Annotated in this window: 11 protein-coding genes and 1 pseudogene; 10 read left to right on the top strand and 2 right to left on the bottom strand. The window is 70.7% G+C overall.

Features of this window, described 5'->3' with window-relative positions:
* The first annotated feature begins 115 nt into the window (after nucleotides 1-115).
* From AB0D59_RS00675 to AB0D59_RS00640, 8 genes are all read left to right on the top strand, one after another.
* Nucleotides 116-1261: a VOC family protein gene (locus AB0D59_RS00675; RefSeq protein ID WP_362559050.1), complete on the top strand. Its 1146-nt coding sequence runs from the start codon at nucleotides 116-118 to the stop codon at nucleotides 1259-1261.
* On the top strand, nucleotides 1258-2196 hold the full coding sequence (locus tag AB0D59_RS00670) for a fumarylacetoacetate hydrolase family protein (protein WP_362559049.1): 939 nt from the start codon (nucleotides 1258-1260) through the stop codon (nucleotides 2194-2196). Before AB0D59_RS00675 ends, AB0D59_RS00670 begins: the two co-directional genes overlap by 4 nt.
* A complete protein-coding gene (locus AB0D59_RS00665) occupies nucleotides 2193-3803 on the top strand; it encodes a bifunctional 3-(3-hydroxy-phenyl)propionate/3-hydroxycinnamic acid hydroxylase (protein WP_362559047.1) in 1611 nt (536 codons plus the stop codon). The genes AB0D59_RS00670 and AB0D59_RS00665 overlap by 4 nt, the downstream gene beginning before the upstream one ends.
* 16 nt (nucleotides 3804-3819) lie before the next feature.
* A complete protein-coding gene (locus AB0D59_RS00660) occupies nucleotides 3820-5838 on the top strand; it encodes an acetoacetate--CoA ligase (protein WP_362559045.1) in 2019 nt (672 codons plus the stop codon).
* Nucleotides 5839-5978: 140 nt separating this feature from the next.
* A complete protein-coding gene (locus tag AB0D59_RS00655; RefSeq protein WP_362559821.1) occupies nucleotides 5979-6602 on the top strand; it encodes a malonic semialdehyde reductase in 624 nt (207 codons plus the stop codon).
* 1369 nt (nucleotides 6603-7971) lie between these two features.
* Nucleotides 7972-8679: a hypothetical protein gene (locus tag AB0D59_RS00650; protein ID WP_362559043.1), complete on the top strand. Its 708-nt coding sequence runs from the start codon at nucleotides 7972-7974 to the stop codon at nucleotides 8677-8679.
* Nucleotides 8680-8688: 9 nt separating this feature from the next.
* Nucleotides 8689-8841 (top strand): hypothetical protein, encoded by a 153-nt coding sequence (locus AB0D59_RS00645; RefSeq protein ID WP_362559041.1) that lies wholly within the window; start codon nucleotides 8689-8691, stop codon nucleotides 8839-8841.
* Nucleotides 8842-9563: 722 nt separating this feature from the next.
* Nucleotides 9564-10775, top strand: a complete 1212-nt coding sequence (locus AB0D59_RS00640; protein WP_362559819.1) for an alkaline phosphatase — start codon at nucleotides 9564-9566, stop codon at nucleotides 10773-10775.
* 364 nt (nucleotides 10776-11139) lie between these two features.
* Here AB0D59_RS00640 and AB0D59_RS00635 read toward each other — a convergent pair whose 3' ends face one another.
* Nucleotides 11140-13572, bottom strand: a complete 2433-nt coding sequence (locus tag AB0D59_RS00635; RefSeq protein WP_362559039.1) for an ABC transporter permease — start codon at nucleotides 13570-13572, stop codon at nucleotides 11140-11142.
* Nucleotides 13573-13748: 176 nt separating this feature from the next.
* Nucleotides 13749-14498 (bottom strand): annotated as a pseudogene (locus AB0D59_RS00630) (ABC transporter ATP-binding protein); the annotation flags it as partial.
* A gap of 285 nt (nucleotides 14499-14783) precedes the next feature.
* Between AB0D59_RS00630 and AB0D59_RS00625 the strand changes: the two are divergent.
* On the top strand, nucleotides 14784-16046 hold the full coding sequence (locus AB0D59_RS00625; protein WP_362559816.1) for a sensor domain-containing protein: 1263 nt from the start codon (nucleotides 14784-14786) through the stop codon (nucleotides 16044-16046).
* Nucleotides 16019-16678, top strand: a complete 660-nt coding sequence (locus AB0D59_RS00620; protein ID WP_362559037.1) for a response regulator transcription factor — start codon at nucleotides 16019-16021, stop codon at nucleotides 16676-16678. Before AB0D59_RS00625 ends, AB0D59_RS00620 begins: the two co-directional genes overlap by 28 nt.
* Nucleotides 16679-16826 lie beyond the last annotated feature (148 nt).

Raw genomic sequence — 16826 nt, 5'->3', positions numbered from 1 at the left:
CGATGAGTCTGCCATTACTGATGAGGTTATCAATTATTTGGATCCACCCTATTGACGATGGGTTACGGCAAAGTTGATGATTTCCTCATTACAGCAGTGTTGCTTGGAGGACACCATGTCCCACACCCCCGTTAACAGGGCCGATCCCCAGACGCCCCACCAAGACCTCCACAGTGAGCAGGGCGCCCTGCGCGGAGAGCACCCAGGACGTTCCCGGAATCCCGTGATCAAGGTGGCGGATCTGGCCTGGCTTGAGTTCGAGAAGCCGGACCTGGACCGGGCTGAGGTCTTCGCGCGTGACTTCGGGTTCGCGATCGCCGCCCGCACCGAGGGGGAGTTGTGGCTGCGCGGCACCTTCGCGGGCTCACCCTGCACGGTCATCCGGCGGGGGCGTGCGTCCCGGTTCATCGGACCGGCGTTCCGCGCGGCCGAGCGGGCCGACCTCGACCGGCTGGCCCGCGCCACCGGCAGTACCGTCCGGGACATCGGCGTACCGGGCGGTGGGCAGTCGGTCGCCCTGCTCGATCCCTCGGGCCTGCCGGTCCGGGTCGTGCAGTGCGCCGAGCAGCTGCCCGCGCTGGCCGAGCAGGAGCCGCTGATCCTCAACTTCGGTACAGATCACCGTCGTACGAACGCCACCCAGCGCCCGCCCCGTGAGCCGTCCCGTATCCAGCGGCTGGGCCATGTGGTGCTGGAGACACGGTCTTTCGCCCGCACCCTGGACTGGTACCTGGACACCCTCGGGATGATCGTGTCCGACTTCCTGTTCCTGGACGGGCAGCGCGGGCGCGGGCCGACGATGGCGTTCATCCGGTGCGACCAGGAGAGCGTGGCCGTCGATCACCACACGCTCGCCCTGCACCTGGGGCCCGGAACCGGCTATGTCCACTCGGCCTACCAGGTCACCGACCTCGACGCGATCGGTGCCGGTGGGGAGTACCTCGCCGAGCGCGGCTACAAGCGCAGCTGGGGCATCGGCCGGCACATCCAGGGCAGCCAGCTGTTCGACTACTGGCGCGACCCCGACCACTTCATGCTGGAGCACTTCGCCGACGGCGACCTCTTCTCCTGCGACCTCGAGCCCGGCTGGGCACCGATGTCGGCGAGCGGCCTGGCCCAGTGGGGCCCGCCGGTCACCCGCGACTTCCTGGGCACCAACCCTTCCCCCGCCAAGCTGCGCGAGGTCATGAGGGCCCTGCGCGACGACAACGAACTCGACCCCGCACGCCTGCTGGGCCTGATGAAAGCGATGAGCTCATGAGCACCAACGTTCTGCGTACCACCGACGGCTGGTGGGTCGTCCGGGACGAACGCGCCGTCCGCATCAAGACCAAGGCCGTCACCACCGCCGAACTGCTCGCCGACCGGGACGCGGTCCGCGAGGCCGCCGCCTCCACCGAGAGCGGCACGCCCGTCGCCGACCTGGTGGCGCTGCCTCCGGTCACCACCCCGTGCCGGGTGGTCGCCCAGATGGTCAACTACCGCAGCCACGCCAAGGATTCGGGCTTCACCGGCGACATCCCCCCCACCTTCTTCCGCAAGGCGTCCGGCTCGGTCAGCGGCCCCCATGACACGATCATCCGCCCCGCGCATGTGAAGTTCCTCGACTACGAGGTGGAACTCGGCCTCGTCATGGGCGCGACCCTGCCCGTGGGCACCGTCGTCGAGGAGCAGGACCTGCCGCGCTACGTCGCCGGCCTTGTCCTGACCAACGACGTCAGCGCCCGCGACGTCCAGCTGACCAAGACCCAGTTCTACGAGAGCAAGTCCTATCCGACCTTTACACCGACGGGGCCGTACCTGGCCCTGTTGGAGCCCGGGGACTTCGACCAACTGCTCAACCTGCGGCTGCGGCTGTCGGTCAACGGCGCCCCGCGCCAGGACCGCACGCTGGCCGACATGATCGTACGACCCGCACAGGCGCTCACCCTGCTCGCCCGCTTCCAGACGCTCGATCCGGGCGACCTGCTGCTGACCGGCACGCCCGGCGGCACCGCCCTGAAGGCCCCGCCCAAGCCTGTCGAGAAGATCGCCGCCCTGCTGCCGCCCGTGCTGAAGTGGAAGGCGTTCTTCAAGGGCCAGGCCAAGAACCCCCTTTACCTGCGCGACGGTGACCTCATCACCGCCACGATCGCCACCCCCGACGGGCAGATCGACCTTGGCGAGCAGCGGACCCCCGTTACGGACGCACCATGAAGGACGCATCCCGGAGACCGGTGGTGATCATCGGTGGGGGACCCGTGGGGGTCACGGCCGCCCTCCTGCTCGCCCGGCGCGGCGTGCGCAGCGTCGTCCTGGAACGCCACCGGGACGTCTACCCCCTGCCGCGCGCCGTTGTCGTGGACGACGAGGTCCGCCGGATCCTTCAGAGTGTCGGCGTCCACGAGGAGTTCGCCGCCCTCGCCCGCCCGGCGCGCGGGCTGCGGCTGCTGGACGCCCGGCGCCGCATGATCAGCGAATTCCCGCGGTCCCTGCACGGGCACCACGGCTTCCCGCAGACCAGCATGTTCGACCAGCCCGAGCTGGAACGCCTGCTGCGCGACGCCCTGGCGCGCCGCCCGGAGTGCGAGCTGTGGGGCGGGGTGGAGGTCGTGTCCGTCACCCAGGACACCGACGGATCGGATGATCCCACGGGTCCGGTCCGGGTCACCTTCCGCCGCGACGGCAGCGACGAGGAGGAGCATCTGTGGGCCGATGCCGTCCTCGGCTGCGACGGTGCGGGCAGCCTCACCCGCGACGCCATCGGCGCTGTCTGGGAGGACCTGCACTTCGAGGAGAGCTGGCGGGTCATCGACGTGCGCACCAGCCGCCCGGTGCGCACCTGGGAAGGCGTCGAGCAGATCTGCTGCCCCACCCGGCCGGCCACGTTCATGCGCGTCGGCGAGTACCGCTACCGCTGGGAGTTCCGGCTGGCCGATGATCAGCCCCTGGACGGCCCGGGCGGGTGGGCGCGCCTGCGCGAGCTGGTCGCCCCCTGGGTTGACCTGCCGCCCGACGCCTCGCCGGGCGACGACTTCGAGGTGATCCGGCAGGCCCAGTACACCTTCCGGGCCCGCCTCGCCGATCGGTGGCGCCGGGGGCGCGTCTTCCTGCTGGGCGACGCCGCCCACCTCACCCCGCCCTTCGTCGGCCAGGGTCTGTGCGCGGGCCTGCGCGACGCCCGCAACCTCACCTGGAAACTCGCCCGCGTCCTCCAACAGGGCGCACCCGAGGGGCTGTTGGACACCTACGAACGCGAGCGCAAGCCTCACGCCCGCCATGTGATCCGGATCGCGGTCGCCGTCGGCTGGGCCATGACCGGCGGACAGGACCGCGGTGCGGCGTTGCGCCGGGCCGCCGTGGGCACGGTCTGTCGCATCCCCGGCGTGACCGCGGCGGTGAGCCGTGACCTCAGCCCCGCCCTGACCGCCGGTCCACTCGTACGGCGCCGCCCCAGGCTGACCGGTCGCGTGCTGGCCGGCACCTTCTGCCCGCAGCCCTGGCTACGGCACGACGGCAGGCGAGTGCGCCTCGATGACGTCCTCGGGCACTCCTTCGCCGTCCTGACCGCTGTACCGCCCACGGCGCAGATGACGGCCGTGGCCACGGCACTTGGCGCCCCGACGATCCACGTCGACGACCAAGGCGACGACGGCACCCTGGCCGGCTGGCTGGCACGCGGCCGTGCCGACGCCGTCCTGCTGCGCCCCGACCGCGTCGTGATGGACACCGTCCCGGCCGGCACCGGCGACTTCACGGACACCGTCGCCTGGGCCCCCCTGCTGCACACGGCCCGCCGAACCGCCGACGCCCGGCCCGCCTGACGAGGAGCACCACACCATGACCACCCCGCACCCTGAGCCGTATACGGAACCCTTCTTCACTCCCGACCCGAAGTCGGCCGCCCGCAGCCGCATCGCGGACTTCGCCCGATGGGCGGCCCGGCACCGGGGCGCCGGAGAGATCCAGGAGCCCACGGACTACCGAGCCCTGTACCAGTGGTCCGTCACCGACCTCGAAGGGTTCTGGGCCGCGGTGTGGGAGTACTTCGACATCGACGCGACGACTCCGTACGAGCGGGTGCTGGCCGAGGAGACCATGCCCGGCACCCGCTGGTTCCCCGGCGCCACCCTCAACTACGCCCACCACGCGCTGCGCAACCTGCAGCCTGACGCTCCCGCGATCACCGCCCTGGACGAGAACGGATCCTGCTACGAGATCACGGGCCGGGAGCTGCGCGCCCAAGTCGCCTCCGTCGCAGCCAGCCTGCGCGGCCTGGGCGTCGGACAGGGCGACCGAGTAGTGGGCTACCTGCCCAACACCCCCCACGCCGTCATCGCCTTCCTCGCCACCGCAAGCCTGGGCGCGGTGTGGTCGGTATGCGGCCAGGACTACGCACCCAAGGCCGCTGCCGACCGCTTCGCCCAGCTCGAACCCACGGTGCTCATCACCGCTGACGGCTACCTCTTCAACGGCACCACCCACGACCGCCGCGCCGCCTCGCTCGAACTCGCCGCTGCACTGCCGACGCTGAAGGCCACGGTGCTCGTGGACCACGTGGGCCTTGCGTGGCCCGAGGGCGGAGACTCGGTGCTGACGGTTCCCTGGGAGGACGCGGCCACCCGCGTCGAGTACCTCACCATCGCCCCGGTGCCGTTCGACCACCCCCTGTGGGTCGTCTTCTCCTCCGGCACCACTGGACTGCCCAAGGGCATCGTCCACGGGCACGGCGGGGTCTTGCTCGAACACCTCAAGACCCTCGGCCTGCACACCGATCTGGGCACCGGGGACCGCCTGCTGTGGTACACCACCACCCACTGGATGATGTGGAACCTGGTCGTCTCCACCCTGCTGACCGGTGCCACCACCTGCACCTACGACGGCAGCCCGGTACCGCAGGCGCGTCCGGACGTCCTGTGGGAGCTGGCGGCCCGTCACAAAGTCACCGTCTTCGGCACCAGTCCTCAGTACCTGCTGACCATGGCCAAGCTGGGCATCGAACCCTCCGTGCACGACCTGTCGGCCATACGCGTCGTCGGCTGCACCGGCTCCGCTCTGCCCGCCTCCGCCTACCCCTGGGTCCGCGACCACGTGGGCGCCGGCGTCCAGCTGGCCTCCACCAGCGGCGGTACGGACATCGTCTCCGGCTTCGCCGGCAGCGCCTCCACGACCCCCGTCTGGGAGGGGGAGCTGTCCGCCCCCAGCCTGGGCGTGGCGCTGGCCGCCTACGACCCGACGGGCACCCCTGTCCTCGACCAGGTCGGCGAACTGGTCGTCACCCGGCCCATGCCGTCCATGCCGCTGCACTTCTGGGACGACCCCGGCGGCAGCCGCTACCGCGACGCCTACTTCGACGCTTACCCGGGCGTGTGGCGGCACGGCGACTGGATCACGCTGACCTCGCACGGCTCGGTGATCGTCCACGGCCGCTCCGACGCCACCCTCAACCGCAACGGCGTGCGCCTGGGCAGTGCCGACATCCACGACGTCGTCGAACGCCTCCCCGAGATCACCGAGGCCCTCGTCATCGGCGCGGAGGAACCCGACGGCGGCTACTGGATGCCGCTCTTCGTGGTCCTCGCCGACGGGGTCGGCCTGGACGATTCCCTGCGCGACCGGATCCGCGACGCGATTCGCGCCGGCGCCTCACCCCGCCACGTCCCCGACGAGATCCTCGCCGTACCGGCCCTCCCGCACACGAGAACCGGCAAGAAACTCGAGGTTCCCGTCAAGCGCCTGCTCCAGGGTGCCCCTGCCGATCAGGTCCTGAACGCCGCGGCGGTCGACAACCCCGAACTGATCGCCTACTTCGCCCGTCTGGGCGCGGAGCGGAGCAAGCGGTCAGCACACCACCTATGACGTCGGCCAGGGGCCATAGGCCCACGTGACAGCACCGGTCCTAGTGCCCCGCCCGGCTCCGCAAACCCCGTCCCCATGGGGTGGTGCCGGGGCGGTCAACCCGCCCCGGCACCACACACAACCGAAGTAAGAGAGAAATGATGAGCGTGACCGACCGCGAACCGCAGGCCCTCGATGTCCTCGACGACGCCGGACGAAAGGTGCTGTTCACCGAGGCCCGCACCGCGAACACCTTCGCCGAGGTGGCCGTTGCCGACGACGAACTCGCCATGATCTGGGAACTCGCCCGCTGGTCGCCGAGCGCCGCCAACGGCCAGCCTCTGCGCGTGCTCTTCGTGCGGACCCGAAAGGGCAAGGAGCGACTCGTCCGGCATCTCGACGAGGGCAACAGGGCCAAGACGCTCAGTGCGCCGGCCGTGGCGGTCCTGGCGTACGACGTCGACTTCCACGAGCAGATGCCGACCGTCTTCCCGGCCCGCGGAGACCTGCTGCGAGCGGCGTTCGCCGACCAGATGGTGACGCGCGAGAGCATCGCGGCCTACAACTCGGCACTGCAGACCGGGGTCTTCCTGCTCGCGGTCCGTGCGGCGGGGTTCGGGGCCGGTCCCATGGGGGGCTTCGACAAGGCCGGCGTGGACGAGGAGTTCTTCGCCGGTACCAGCTGGCGCTCGCATCTGGTGGTCAACATCGGTCACCCGGGCGTCGACCCGTGGTTCCCGCGGCTGCCCCGCGTGCCCGTCGAGGACGCCGTCACCTGGGCCTGACGGCACCGCCGCCGCCTGGGCGCGCCGGAACCGAAGTCCGAGCAGCCCGAGAGCGGTCGGCGGTAAGAGGTGCCATGCCGTGGGCGCCGGTGCTCTCCTGAGTACCGGCGCCCATTTTTCTCCCCTGCCCGAGGTGGCTGTGATGGACTTTCTGGAAGCGACCGTCCTCATAGCGGCCATCAACGAGTGGCTGCCGCCGGGGTGATCAAGAGGTGCCGCGTGTCATGCGGAGAGTGCCCAGAGGGGCAGTTCGATGAGGGAGTAGACGAGGATCGCATCCGCTCATGCCGTCACGCCTGAATTCGGCGTATCCGTAGTACCCGACGATCAGTCCCGCCTCGGCGCCGAGGCCGCCGATCGCGGCCTGCGTCAACGGCCCTGCTGGTAGAGCAGGACTCCGGTGGCGAACGCGACAGCGAACCGGACGGCACCGGAGTTGGCGATCTGGCGCCACGCTTCAGGTGGGAGTAGTGGTCGTCACGGCGACCTCCACGAGCGGGGTCCCAAAGACGGCACGCACGCCTCGACTGCTGCAGAGATACCTCGAGGTCGTGGGCCTTCGCGCGAGTCGAGGCCGTCGTCGCAGCCGGCGCGATACCCCCGGCACCGACTACGGCTCCGCCTCATGTCCAGCGTCCGGCCGTCAGTGTCGCGGCCGACAACCATCGCTCGGGCGGCGGCCACGAGCACAACTGGGACCGGAGCGACGACCGCCGGTCGGGCCACGATCACGACTACTGCTGGGACCGTAACCACGACTACCGGTCGGACAGTGACCACGACTACTGCTGGGACCGTAACCACGACTACCGGTCGGACAGTGACCACGACTACTGCTGGGACCGCGACGAGGGCTACCGCTCGGACCGCGACCACGACTAGCGCTGGGACCGTGGTGACGGCCACCGCCGGGACCAGGGCACCGGCTCCTCGTGGGACGATCATGGTGGGGACCGCGACGGCGGGAGCCACTACAACCACGACCGGCAGGTCAGTGGCCGCTGACACGAACATGGCTCTTGCCCGGCAACCGAGGTTGCCTGCATCCCTGTGATACCACCCCCGGCCGTCAGCGGTGGTTTCGTCTGTTCCTGCAGACCGGCCGGACACTAGACCCTGTATCACGGTTCTCATTGACTTCATGGGTTCGCTCCTGGTGCCTCGAGCCATATGGGGATGGCTGCGGCGGGACCGGTGGCGGACGGCACGAGAGCGCTCGCGGAAGCTACATCTCGTGCCGTCACCAGGGCCAGGCTCTAGCTGTGATTGCAGCAAACGTGCCGTTGCAGGCCGAGACCGCCCTGACAAACTGCCGTTGCCCCATGGGCGACGTTCAGCGTGCCCACCCTTAGGCTGGCACACTGAATTTGTGCTTCCGCTGACGGCCGCTGCTGATCAGAATGCGTTCTCATCGCTTTCTGCTACCAGCGTTGTGGCGGTCAGTGCATTGGTCTTCACCGTCGCCTCATTCTGGTGGCTCAACGCCAGACAGGGGCGCCTGGAGACGTGGGAGCCTCATTCCTTTGCAGCGATTTGCCACGGCTCCATGGTTCGCCTGCGGCTTCCGCTCGTCCTACACAACACCGGTGCCAAGCCGATAGTCGTGCAGGATCTCATGCTGAGCTTCCCCGATGAGCCCGCCTCTCATCTGCCACTCCTATGGACGTCTTCACCATCCCGTCTCCAACCCGGGCCCGACGAGGAACCGAAGTTGCCGGCCGGATTCGTTGTGGCCGGCAGAGAGGCGCAACAACTCTTCATCGAGTTCGAGGCACCGTTTTCTGGGTTGGTTCCGGAGGCTCGTGACTACAAGGTCCGAATCCAAGTGAGGGTTGGCCACCGCAAGGGTTGGCGCTCGCTTCTGACGTTCACCTTGAGGACCACCAACATCATTTATCCCGACCGGTACACCGTCTACAACAACGCACCTCTCGAACTGACGAAGGAAGACCAGAAAAAGGCAGACGCTGCGCTCCTGGAGCTGTTGGAGGCGCAGGGGAAGGGCCCATCCGCGGAGGGCGAGACCAAGCGGCGAGACTCTTCGAACGACGAGGGCAACGCCGGTACGGACCGATAGGTCGGGAAGATGTTCCAGGCGAACGTGTCGGCAGCCTGCCTGCTGCCGTCGGAGCCGGTCATGGACGTGGCCGGGATGGCGATGCAGAAGGTTTCGGTAACGAGCTCGTACGAGCGGCTCACCATGGCGGTGGGAAACGATCTACATGTTCGCGGGAAATGATCACCGAAGGGCCGGAGTAGCGCCTGACCAGCGCATTTCGTCGGTTCCCCACAGAGAGACACCGAAGAAACGGGTCTCCGCCGGTGACGGAAGTCACGGCGGGGGCCCGTTTCTCGTTGTCCGGTGGTCGTCGGCAGTCGCTGATGGCTGTCCGTTGGCTGTGAGACATCGCGCGCTTCTTGTCAAGACATGTCAAGAGCGCCCTGCTCGTGAGCTATCTCACGAGAGGGGCACGTCTGCATTGTGCTGCGGTGCCGGGGGACCGGATCGCTCTGTGGTGTGCCGGCGATGGTGGGTGCGGCGCGTCGTGGGCGTTCGCCGCCGAGGGCGAGGGTGTCCAGCCACTTACTGCGCCTTGCCTGCTGTCCGGTCACGCCATCGACCCCCAGCGGAATGCGGGGTGCCGTCATGGTGACGACCTGCGGCGCCGATCAGGCGGAGATGTGCCGTCGCCGAGCGCGGGGCTTGCGGCAGGCAGGGGACGGAGTCCGTCCTCGCGTGACCTGTCCGAACAAGTACGGGGCCTGCGCCTTCACCCCCTACTAAAGATCTAGTCGCGTACTGGTCATCTGCAATTGGTCAACACCCTCCAAAAGAAACCTATGTTCGCGGTCAAGCAATGGGCAAGAACAGTAACGGAGGACGTTGTGTCCCTGGATGTTCGTAGGGCTCGGCGGTTCGCCGCTCCCGCAGCCGCCGCGGTTGCCGCTGCGGTCGTGACGATGGTGGTCAGCCCGACGCTGGGCGCGTCGGCCTCGGTTCCGCACGCCTCGGCCAAGGCCTCGACCGCCAAGAACGTCATCTTCATCAACGGCGACGGCATGGGCGCCGCCACGCGCCAGGCCGCCCGCCTGCACCTGACCGGCCTGGGCGGCCAGCTCGCGATGGACAAGCTCCCCACCTCGGGCCAGCTGACCACCGAGCCGGACGACCCGAAGGCCGTCGTCACCGACTCGGCCGCCGCGGCGACCGCGTGGGCCACGGGCGAGAAGACCTACAACGGCGCGATCAGCGTCGACGTGGACGGCAACCCGCTGGCCACCCTCGGCCGGCAGGCCAAGGCGGCCGGCAAGGCCACCGGCCTGGTCACCACCGCGCAGGTCACCGACGCGTCGCCGGCGGCGTTCTTCGCGAACACCGCCAACCGTTCGGCGCAGGACGAGATCGCCCGCCAGTACATCGAGGTCAGCAAGCCCGACGTGATCCTGGGCGGTGGCGAGGACTGGTGGCTGCCCGCGGGCAGCGCCGGCGCGTTCAAGGACCAGCCCGCCGAGGATGCGTCCGAGGCGAGCAAGGGCACCAAGGGCAACCTCATCGCCAAGGCCAAGAAGGCCGGTTACTCCTACGTCTCCAGCGCGGACCAGCTCAGCCGCGCCAAAGGCGGCAAGCTCCTCGGCCTCTTCGCCAACGAGGAGATGTTCCAGCAGCGCGCCGAGGGCCAGGGCGACGTGTACAGCCCGGTGGTCGGTCTCTCCACCATGACCAGCAAGGCCCTGAGCACGCTGGACAAGAACAAGAAGGGCTTCTTCCTCATGGTCGAGGAAGAGGGCGTGGACGAGTTCGCCCACTCGAACAACGGCACCCGCGTCCTGCAGTCCATGCAGGAACTCGAGAAGGCGGTGGCCGTGGCCCGTGCCTACGTCGCCACCCACCCCGACACCCTGCTCGTCGTCACCGGCGACCACGAGACCGGCGGCCTGGCCGTCGAGGACTCGGACGCCGCTGACGAGTCCGGCACCGGCATCTCCGCCGAGGACGGTCCGTTCAGCATCCGCGGCAGCGAGAAGAGCTTCTACATCGACTGGACCACGTCCGGCCACACCGGTGTGGACGTTCCCGTCACCGCGGCCGGCCCGCTGTCCGACCGCTTCACCGGCAAGCACGCCAACACCTACGTGTACGACGTGCTGCGCCAGGCCCTGACGCGCCGCTGAACGACGCGCTGACAACCGAGAGCGCGCCTTGAGATCAGAAGGGCGTCGTCTGAACTGGGAAATGATCTCAAGGTGCACGGGGAATGCTCGCTGACCGAGCACCCTGATCAGCGCATTTCGTCGGTTCCCCACAGAGGCAAAGGCCCATCGTGATCACGATGGGCCTTTCTGCTGTGCCGTTGTGGTTCACGGGGGCTGGCGGGTGGTCAGTCGGACCGGCTCGGCGGTGTGATTTTCCTGTCGGTGTGAGGTGTCTCTCACTGGGCGGACCGTTGGGTGGATCACCGGGCGGATCGCTGTGCAGATCACTGTGTGGATCACCGGGGGCACCGCTGTGTGGATCAAGGCCGGACCGCTGGGTGGATCACCGGGGGAACGGGTGCGGTCTTCGGGTGGCCGCGGCGGCCGGAACGGTCGCGGCCAAGACCGCGAGGGCCGCGCAGACGGCGGTGGTGGCGGCCAGGGCCGGCCAAGGGAGGGCGAGGCCGGCCGGGGCGTGCAGGACGTGCAGGGCCGCCCCGACGGTCGTCAGGTTCAGGGCCGTGACCAGCAGGCCCAGCAGGGCGCCGACCGCGACCACCGTCAGCGCCTCGGCGCCGACCAGCCGCAGCACCTGCCGGCGGGTGGCGCCGGCCAGCCGTAGCGCGGCCAGTTCGCGGACCCGGTCGGAGGTGGCCATCACCATCGTGTTGACCAGGGAGATCCCGGTGTAGAGGAGCGCGATGCCGAGGACCAGGAGGAAGCCGAGGCGGGTGGTGCGGTCGGTCCGCGGGTAGGTCGCCGCGATCCACTGGTCCGCGGTACGGACCCGGCCGCCGTCCGCCCGGACCGCCGCGCGCAGGCCGGCGGCCACCGTGTCCGCGTCCGCGCCGTCCGCCAGGGCCACGTCGACCCGGTCGACGGCCGCGCCCGCGGCGTTGGCCGGGGTGACGTACACGCCGTTGTCGCCGGTGCCCCTTGTCATCACGGCGGCGATGCGCAGGGTCTTCCGGGTGCCGTCGCCCAGCCACACCCGCACCCGCTGCCCGACGGTGTGCCTCTCCCACTCCTCGTTGACGATGATCGAGCCGTCGTCCAGGCCGGTGGTCCGGCCGGCGGCGAGCGGGAGGCGGGCGGTGACGGCCAGGGCGGCGGGATCGGCGGCCCTGGCCTCGGACTTGACCAGTGCGACCCCGTCCTCCAGGACGTACACCGCGCTCGCCGAGGTCATGGACACCTCGGTGTCGGGCACCGCGCGCAGCGCCTTGACCGTCGCTCCGTCGAACCCGCCCGCCGAGGGCGTGACGACGAAGGCGGCGGTGGTCCGGGCGCGGGTCTCGGCGGCCCTGGCCGCGTTGAGCGTGGCGGCGGCGCCGAGCAGCGAGCCCGCGAGGGCGACCGTCACCAGCACAGGCGCCGCGACGGAGGCCGTACGGCGCACCGCGGCGGCCGCGTTCTCGCGCACCAGCAGGCCGGCGGCGCCCGGGAGCCGCGCCGGGGCCCAGGTGAGCAGCCGGGTCAGCGGGCGGACCAGGACGGGTGCCAGCAGGGCGACCGCCGTGATCAACAGCATCGGACGGCTTACATAGCTCTTGCGGTGCAGCAGATCGCCCGGGTCGCCGAGGAACGGGAGCACGGCCGCGGCCACCAACAGGGTCCCGCCGCACAGCCAACGCCCCCAGGTCATCGGCCTGTTGTCCACGGCTGCCTCGCGCAGCGCCTGTGCCGGCCCGGTCCGGCCCGCCCGCCAGGACGCGGCGACCACTCCGCAGAGCGCGACCAGCACTCCGGTCGAGAAGGCCGCGCAGTACGGCCAGACGGCGTCACCCGTCTCGAACCAGTCCGGGGCGAGTCCGCCGTCGACCGTCCAGCGGACGAGGCGGGGTGCGCCGTACCGGCCGAGCACACAGCCCGCCGCCGAGGCGATCACGCCGACCAGCAGGGCCTCGGCGGCCACCGTCCGGCGCAGCTGCCCGGGCGTCGCCCCGGCGGCGCGCAGCAGACCGAACTCGCGGCGGCGCTGGGCGACCGCGAAGGCGAACGTCGACGCCACCACGAACACCGACACGAAGGCGGTGACTCCGCCGGCCGTGCCGAACAGGGCGTTCAGCGCGGTCAGCGCCTCCCGGTCACGGTCGGGGTCCGGGTCGGCGTAGCGGCGGTCGGCGCCCGTGAGGACCCGGACGCCCGTGATGTTTTTCACCGTGTTCCGTACGGCCGTGGCATCGGCGGATGTGGCCAACTGCACACTGCGGGGCTGGAGTTGCGCGGCCCGGGCGTCGGTGTAGAAGACGGCGTGCTCGAAGCCGCGGTCGGCGACCGTGCCGACGACCCTGACGCTGCCGTGCTGCGTGCGCAGGCTCTGGCCGGGCTCCGTCCAGGTCCCGCTGACCACCACCTCGTCGGCGGCGCGGGGGGCACGTCCCGAGGCGATCTCGTACGGCGCGAACGCGGCGACCGACCAGGGGTGGCCGACCAGATCGCCGGGGCCGCCCCGCGCCCGTACGGCGAAGGAGCGGTCCGGGGTGACCCGGCCTAGTCTCTCCAACTCGGCGACGGCGGCGGGGGGTACGGCATGCGGCTCGGCCAGCTTCTGGGTGCGGTCGCCGATCGGGGTGGGCACGCGCAGGGTGTCGGTGCCCGTCACGACGACCGGGGCGGCGGCGAACCGCTCCGGGGCGCGGGTCGGCGCGTCCAGCGAGGCGGCGAGGGCGAGGCCCATCACGGTGAGCAGCCCGACGCCGAGCGCGAGGGCGACGAATCCGCCGACGAAGGTGACCCAGCGGGCGCGCAGGGTGCGCAGGGCGACACTCAGCACGGGAGGGCCTTCGACTGGAGGGTGGGGGTGGGGGTGGTTCCGGGGCCGGTTTGGGGTGTGGGTTTGGTTTGGGGTGTGGGTTCGGTGTCGGTCGTGGGTTTGGTTTGGGGTGTGGGTTCGGTGTCGGTCGTCGGTTTGGTTCGGGGTGCGGTTCGGGTGCCGGTGGTGGGTCGTGTCTCCAGCTCGGTCATCCGTGCCGCGATGACGTCGGCGCTCGCGCTCGTCAGTTCGTCGTTGACCCGGCCGTCGACCAGGAAGAGCACGCGGTCCGCGTAGGAGGCGGCGACGGGGTCATGGGTGACCATGACGGTCGTCTGGCCCTGGCCGTCGACCATGGCCCGCAGCAGCGTCAGCACCTCCCGGCCGGTCCGTGAGTCCAGGGCGCCGGTCGGCTCGTCGCCGAACAGCACCTCGGGGCGGGTGACCAGGGCACGGGCCAGCGCCACCCGCTGCTGCTGGCCGCCGGACAGCTCGGTCGGCCGGTGCCGGGCGCGTTCGCCGAGACCGACCTGCCGGAGCACCTCGCGGACCCGGGACCTCGGCACGCGCCGGCCGGACAGCCGCAGCGGCAGCGCCACGTTCTGCTCGGCGGTCAGCGAGGGCAGCAGGTTGAACGACTGGAACACGAACCCGACCCGCTTCCGGCGCAGCAGGGTCAGCTTCGTCTCGCTCAGCCCGGTCAGTTCGGTCCCGGCCAGCAGGACCGACCCGGAGGTGGGCCGGTCCAGGCCCGCCGCGCACTGCAACAACGTCGACTTGCCGGAGCCGGATGGGCCCATGACGGCGGTGAAGGTGCCCTTCGGGAAGCCCAGGGAGACCTGGTCGAGTGCGGTGACGGTGCTGTCGCCGGAGCCGTAACGCCTGCTGACGGAGCGCAAGGTGATCGCGTCGCCGGTGCCGCTGGTGCTGTCGGTGTTGCTGGTCATGGGTCCTCACTGCTCGAAGGGTCGTCCGGTGGTGGTCCGGTGATGGCTGGATGGTCGCCGGGTGGTGGCGCCGGGTGGTGGCGCCCGGTGGTGTCGCCCGGTGGTGTCGCCCGGTGGTGGGTCCACGAAACCGTCCGGGGGCAGGGTGGCGCAGTGCGGCGGGACGGAGATCCGGGGTAGGGCCAGGCATACCTCCACCTCGGTGGCTGGACGGATGGCCCGGGCCGCGGCCCGCCGCCTACGGTGACCGGCATGCAGCCCCCTCCCCGCAGCGTCTGGCAGGCCATGGCCGGGCCCGGCTTCCTGGTCTCCGGCTGGCCCTGGCGTGCCGCCGGTTACCTGCTGACCGGCGCGGTCACCGGTGCCGTACTCCTCGTGGGACTGGTCACCGCGGTCACGGCCGGCGTCGCGCTCGCCGTCGTACTCGTCGGGCTGCCACTGCTGCTCCTCACGGCGCTCGCGGGCCTTCCGGTGGCCCGGCTCGAACGGCACCGGCTGCGGCTGGTCGACCGGCATCCGGCGTACGACCCGCATGTACGGCCTTCCGCGACCGGCCTGCGGGCCTGGCTGACGACCCGGCTGCGGGAGCGGGCGACCTGGCGCGAGCTCGGCCACGCGCTGCTGTTCGCGGGCCTGTTGTGGCCCCTGGACGCGCTCGCCGTGACCCTCGCCCTGCTCTGCCCGCTGTCGTTGGTCACCGCCCCGCTGCTGCTGGCCACGGCCGGCGAGGGGCGCGGGACGAAGGTGCTGAAGGCGTGGACGGTCAGCACCTGGCCGGCCGCCTTCGGGGCCGCGGCGCTGGGATTGTCGCTGCTGGCTCTGGGCGGCTATGCGCTGGGCGTCACCGCCGGCGCCCGGGCCGAGCTGACCCGGCTGCTGGTCGCGCCTCGCGAGGCGGAACTGGGGTCACGGATGGTCGAACTGGCGCGGTCCCGAGCGCGGTTGGTGGATGCCTTCGAGGCGGAGCGGCGGCGTATCGAACGCGATCTGCACGACGGCGCCCAGCAACGCCTGGTCGCCCTGTCGATGACCCTCGGCCTGGCCCTGCTGGACGCCCCGCCGGGCCCGTTCGCCGAACAGCTCGCCAAGGCCCAGCGGGAGGTGGGCGAGGCGCTCACCGAACTGCGGGAGATCGTCCACGGCATCCATCCCAAGGTGCTCGCCGACCACGGTCTGGCGGCGGCGGTGGCCGACGCGGCCGACCGCACGGCCGTTCCCGTGGACGTCGACTTCCGGCTCCCCGTGCGGCTGCCGCAACCGGTGGAGGCGGCCGCGTACTTCGTGGTGCGCGAGGCACTCGCCAACGTCGACCGGCACAGTGGCGCGGGCCGCGCCGGGGTGCGCGGCGGGTACCGGGACGGGCGGCTGTTCCTGGAGGTGCGGGACGACGGCCGGGGCGGCGCGGACGCCTCGGCGGGCAGCGGGCTCACCGGACTCGGGGACCGGGTGTCGGTGCTGGATGGCACACTCTCCGTGTCCAGTCCGCCGGGCGGACCGACCCTGCTGCGTGTGGAGTTGCCGTGCGAACCGAACGACCGCTGCGGGTAGTCCTCGCCGAGGACAGCGTGCTGCTGCGGGAGGGGATCGTCGGACTGCTGAGCCGCTGCGGACACGAGGTGGTCGCGGCCGTGGGGGACGCGGAGGCGCTGGTCGCGGCGGTGGCGGAGCATGCGCCGGACGTCGTCGTGACGGACGTACGGATGCCGCCGGGCTTCCAGGACGAGGGCCTGCACGCGGCGGTGCGACTGCGTGCGACACGGCCGACGCTGCCGATCCTGGTGCTCAGTCAGTACGTGCAGCGCAGCTACGCGGCCGACCTTCTCGACTCCGGTGACGGGACGGGCGTCGGCTATCTCCTCAAGGACCGGGTGGGGCAGGTCGCGGACTTCGTCGAGGCGTTGTGCGCGGTGGCCGACGGGGGGACGGTGGTCGACCCCGAGGTGGTACGGCAACTGCTGCGCCGGCGCCGGGATCCGCTGGAGCGGCTGTCCCCGCGCGAGCGGGAGGTGCTGGCGCTGGTCGCGGAGGGGAAGTCGAACGGCGCGATCGCCCGGGAGCTGGTGGTCTCGGAGGCGGCGGTGGGCAAGCACATCGGCGGGATCCTGACGAAGCTGGACCTGCCACCGGCGGAGGAGACACATCGGCGGGTACTGGCGGTGCTGGCTTTCCTGCGGGCTTGAGATGGGCTGAGGTGGGCTTGAGGTGGGCTGGTGCGAGGGTGCTTCCGGGTGCGGGGGTGCTCTCGGGTGCGGGTGCGGGTGCGGGTGCGTTGTGGTTGCTCGCGCAGTTCCCCGCGCCCCTGGAGGTAGGGCCAGTGATCCCACCCAA

Source organism: Streptomyces sp. NPDC048417, from assembly GCF_040651615.1.
Taxonomy (GTDB): domain Bacteria; phylum Actinomycetota; class Actinomycetes; order Streptomycetales; family Streptomycetaceae; genus Streptomyces.
The sequence above is the reverse complement of the archived record's forward strand: the minus strand, read 5'-3'. Positions and strand labels throughout refer to the sequence as shown.

Coding starts and splice junctions, on each gene's coding strand:
- AB0D59_RS00670 (WP_362559049.1), top strand. CDS start 1,258: ATGAGCACCAACGTTCTGCGTACCACCGACGGCTGGTGGGTCGTCCGG.
- AB0D59_RS00675 (WP_362559050.1), top strand. CDS start 116: ATGTCCCACACCCCCGTTAACAGGGCCGATCCCCAGACGCCCCACCAA.
- AB0D59_RS00660 (WP_362559045.1), top strand. CDS start 3,820: ATGACCACCCCGCACCCTGAGCCGTATACGGAACCCTTCTTCACTCCC.
- AB0D59_RS00655 (WP_362559821.1), top strand. CDS start 5,979: ATGAGCGTGACCGACCGCGAACCGCAGGCCCTCGATGTCCTCGACGAC.
- AB0D59_RS00625 (WP_362559816.1), top strand. CDS start 14,784: ATGGCCGGGCCCGGCTTCCTGGTCTCCGGCTGGCCCTGGCGTGCCGCC.
- AB0D59_RS00640 (WP_362559819.1), top strand. CDS start 9,564: ATGGTGGTCAGCCCGACGCTGGGCGCGTCGGCCTCGGTTCCGCACGCC.
- AB0D59_RS00645 (WP_362559041.1), top strand. CDS start 8,689: ATGTTCCAGGCGAACGTGTCGGCAGCCTGCCTGCTGCCGTCGGAGCCG.
- AB0D59_RS00665 (WP_362559047.1), top strand. CDS start 2,193: ATGAAGGACGCATCCCGGAGACCGGTGGTGATCATCGGTGGGGGACCC.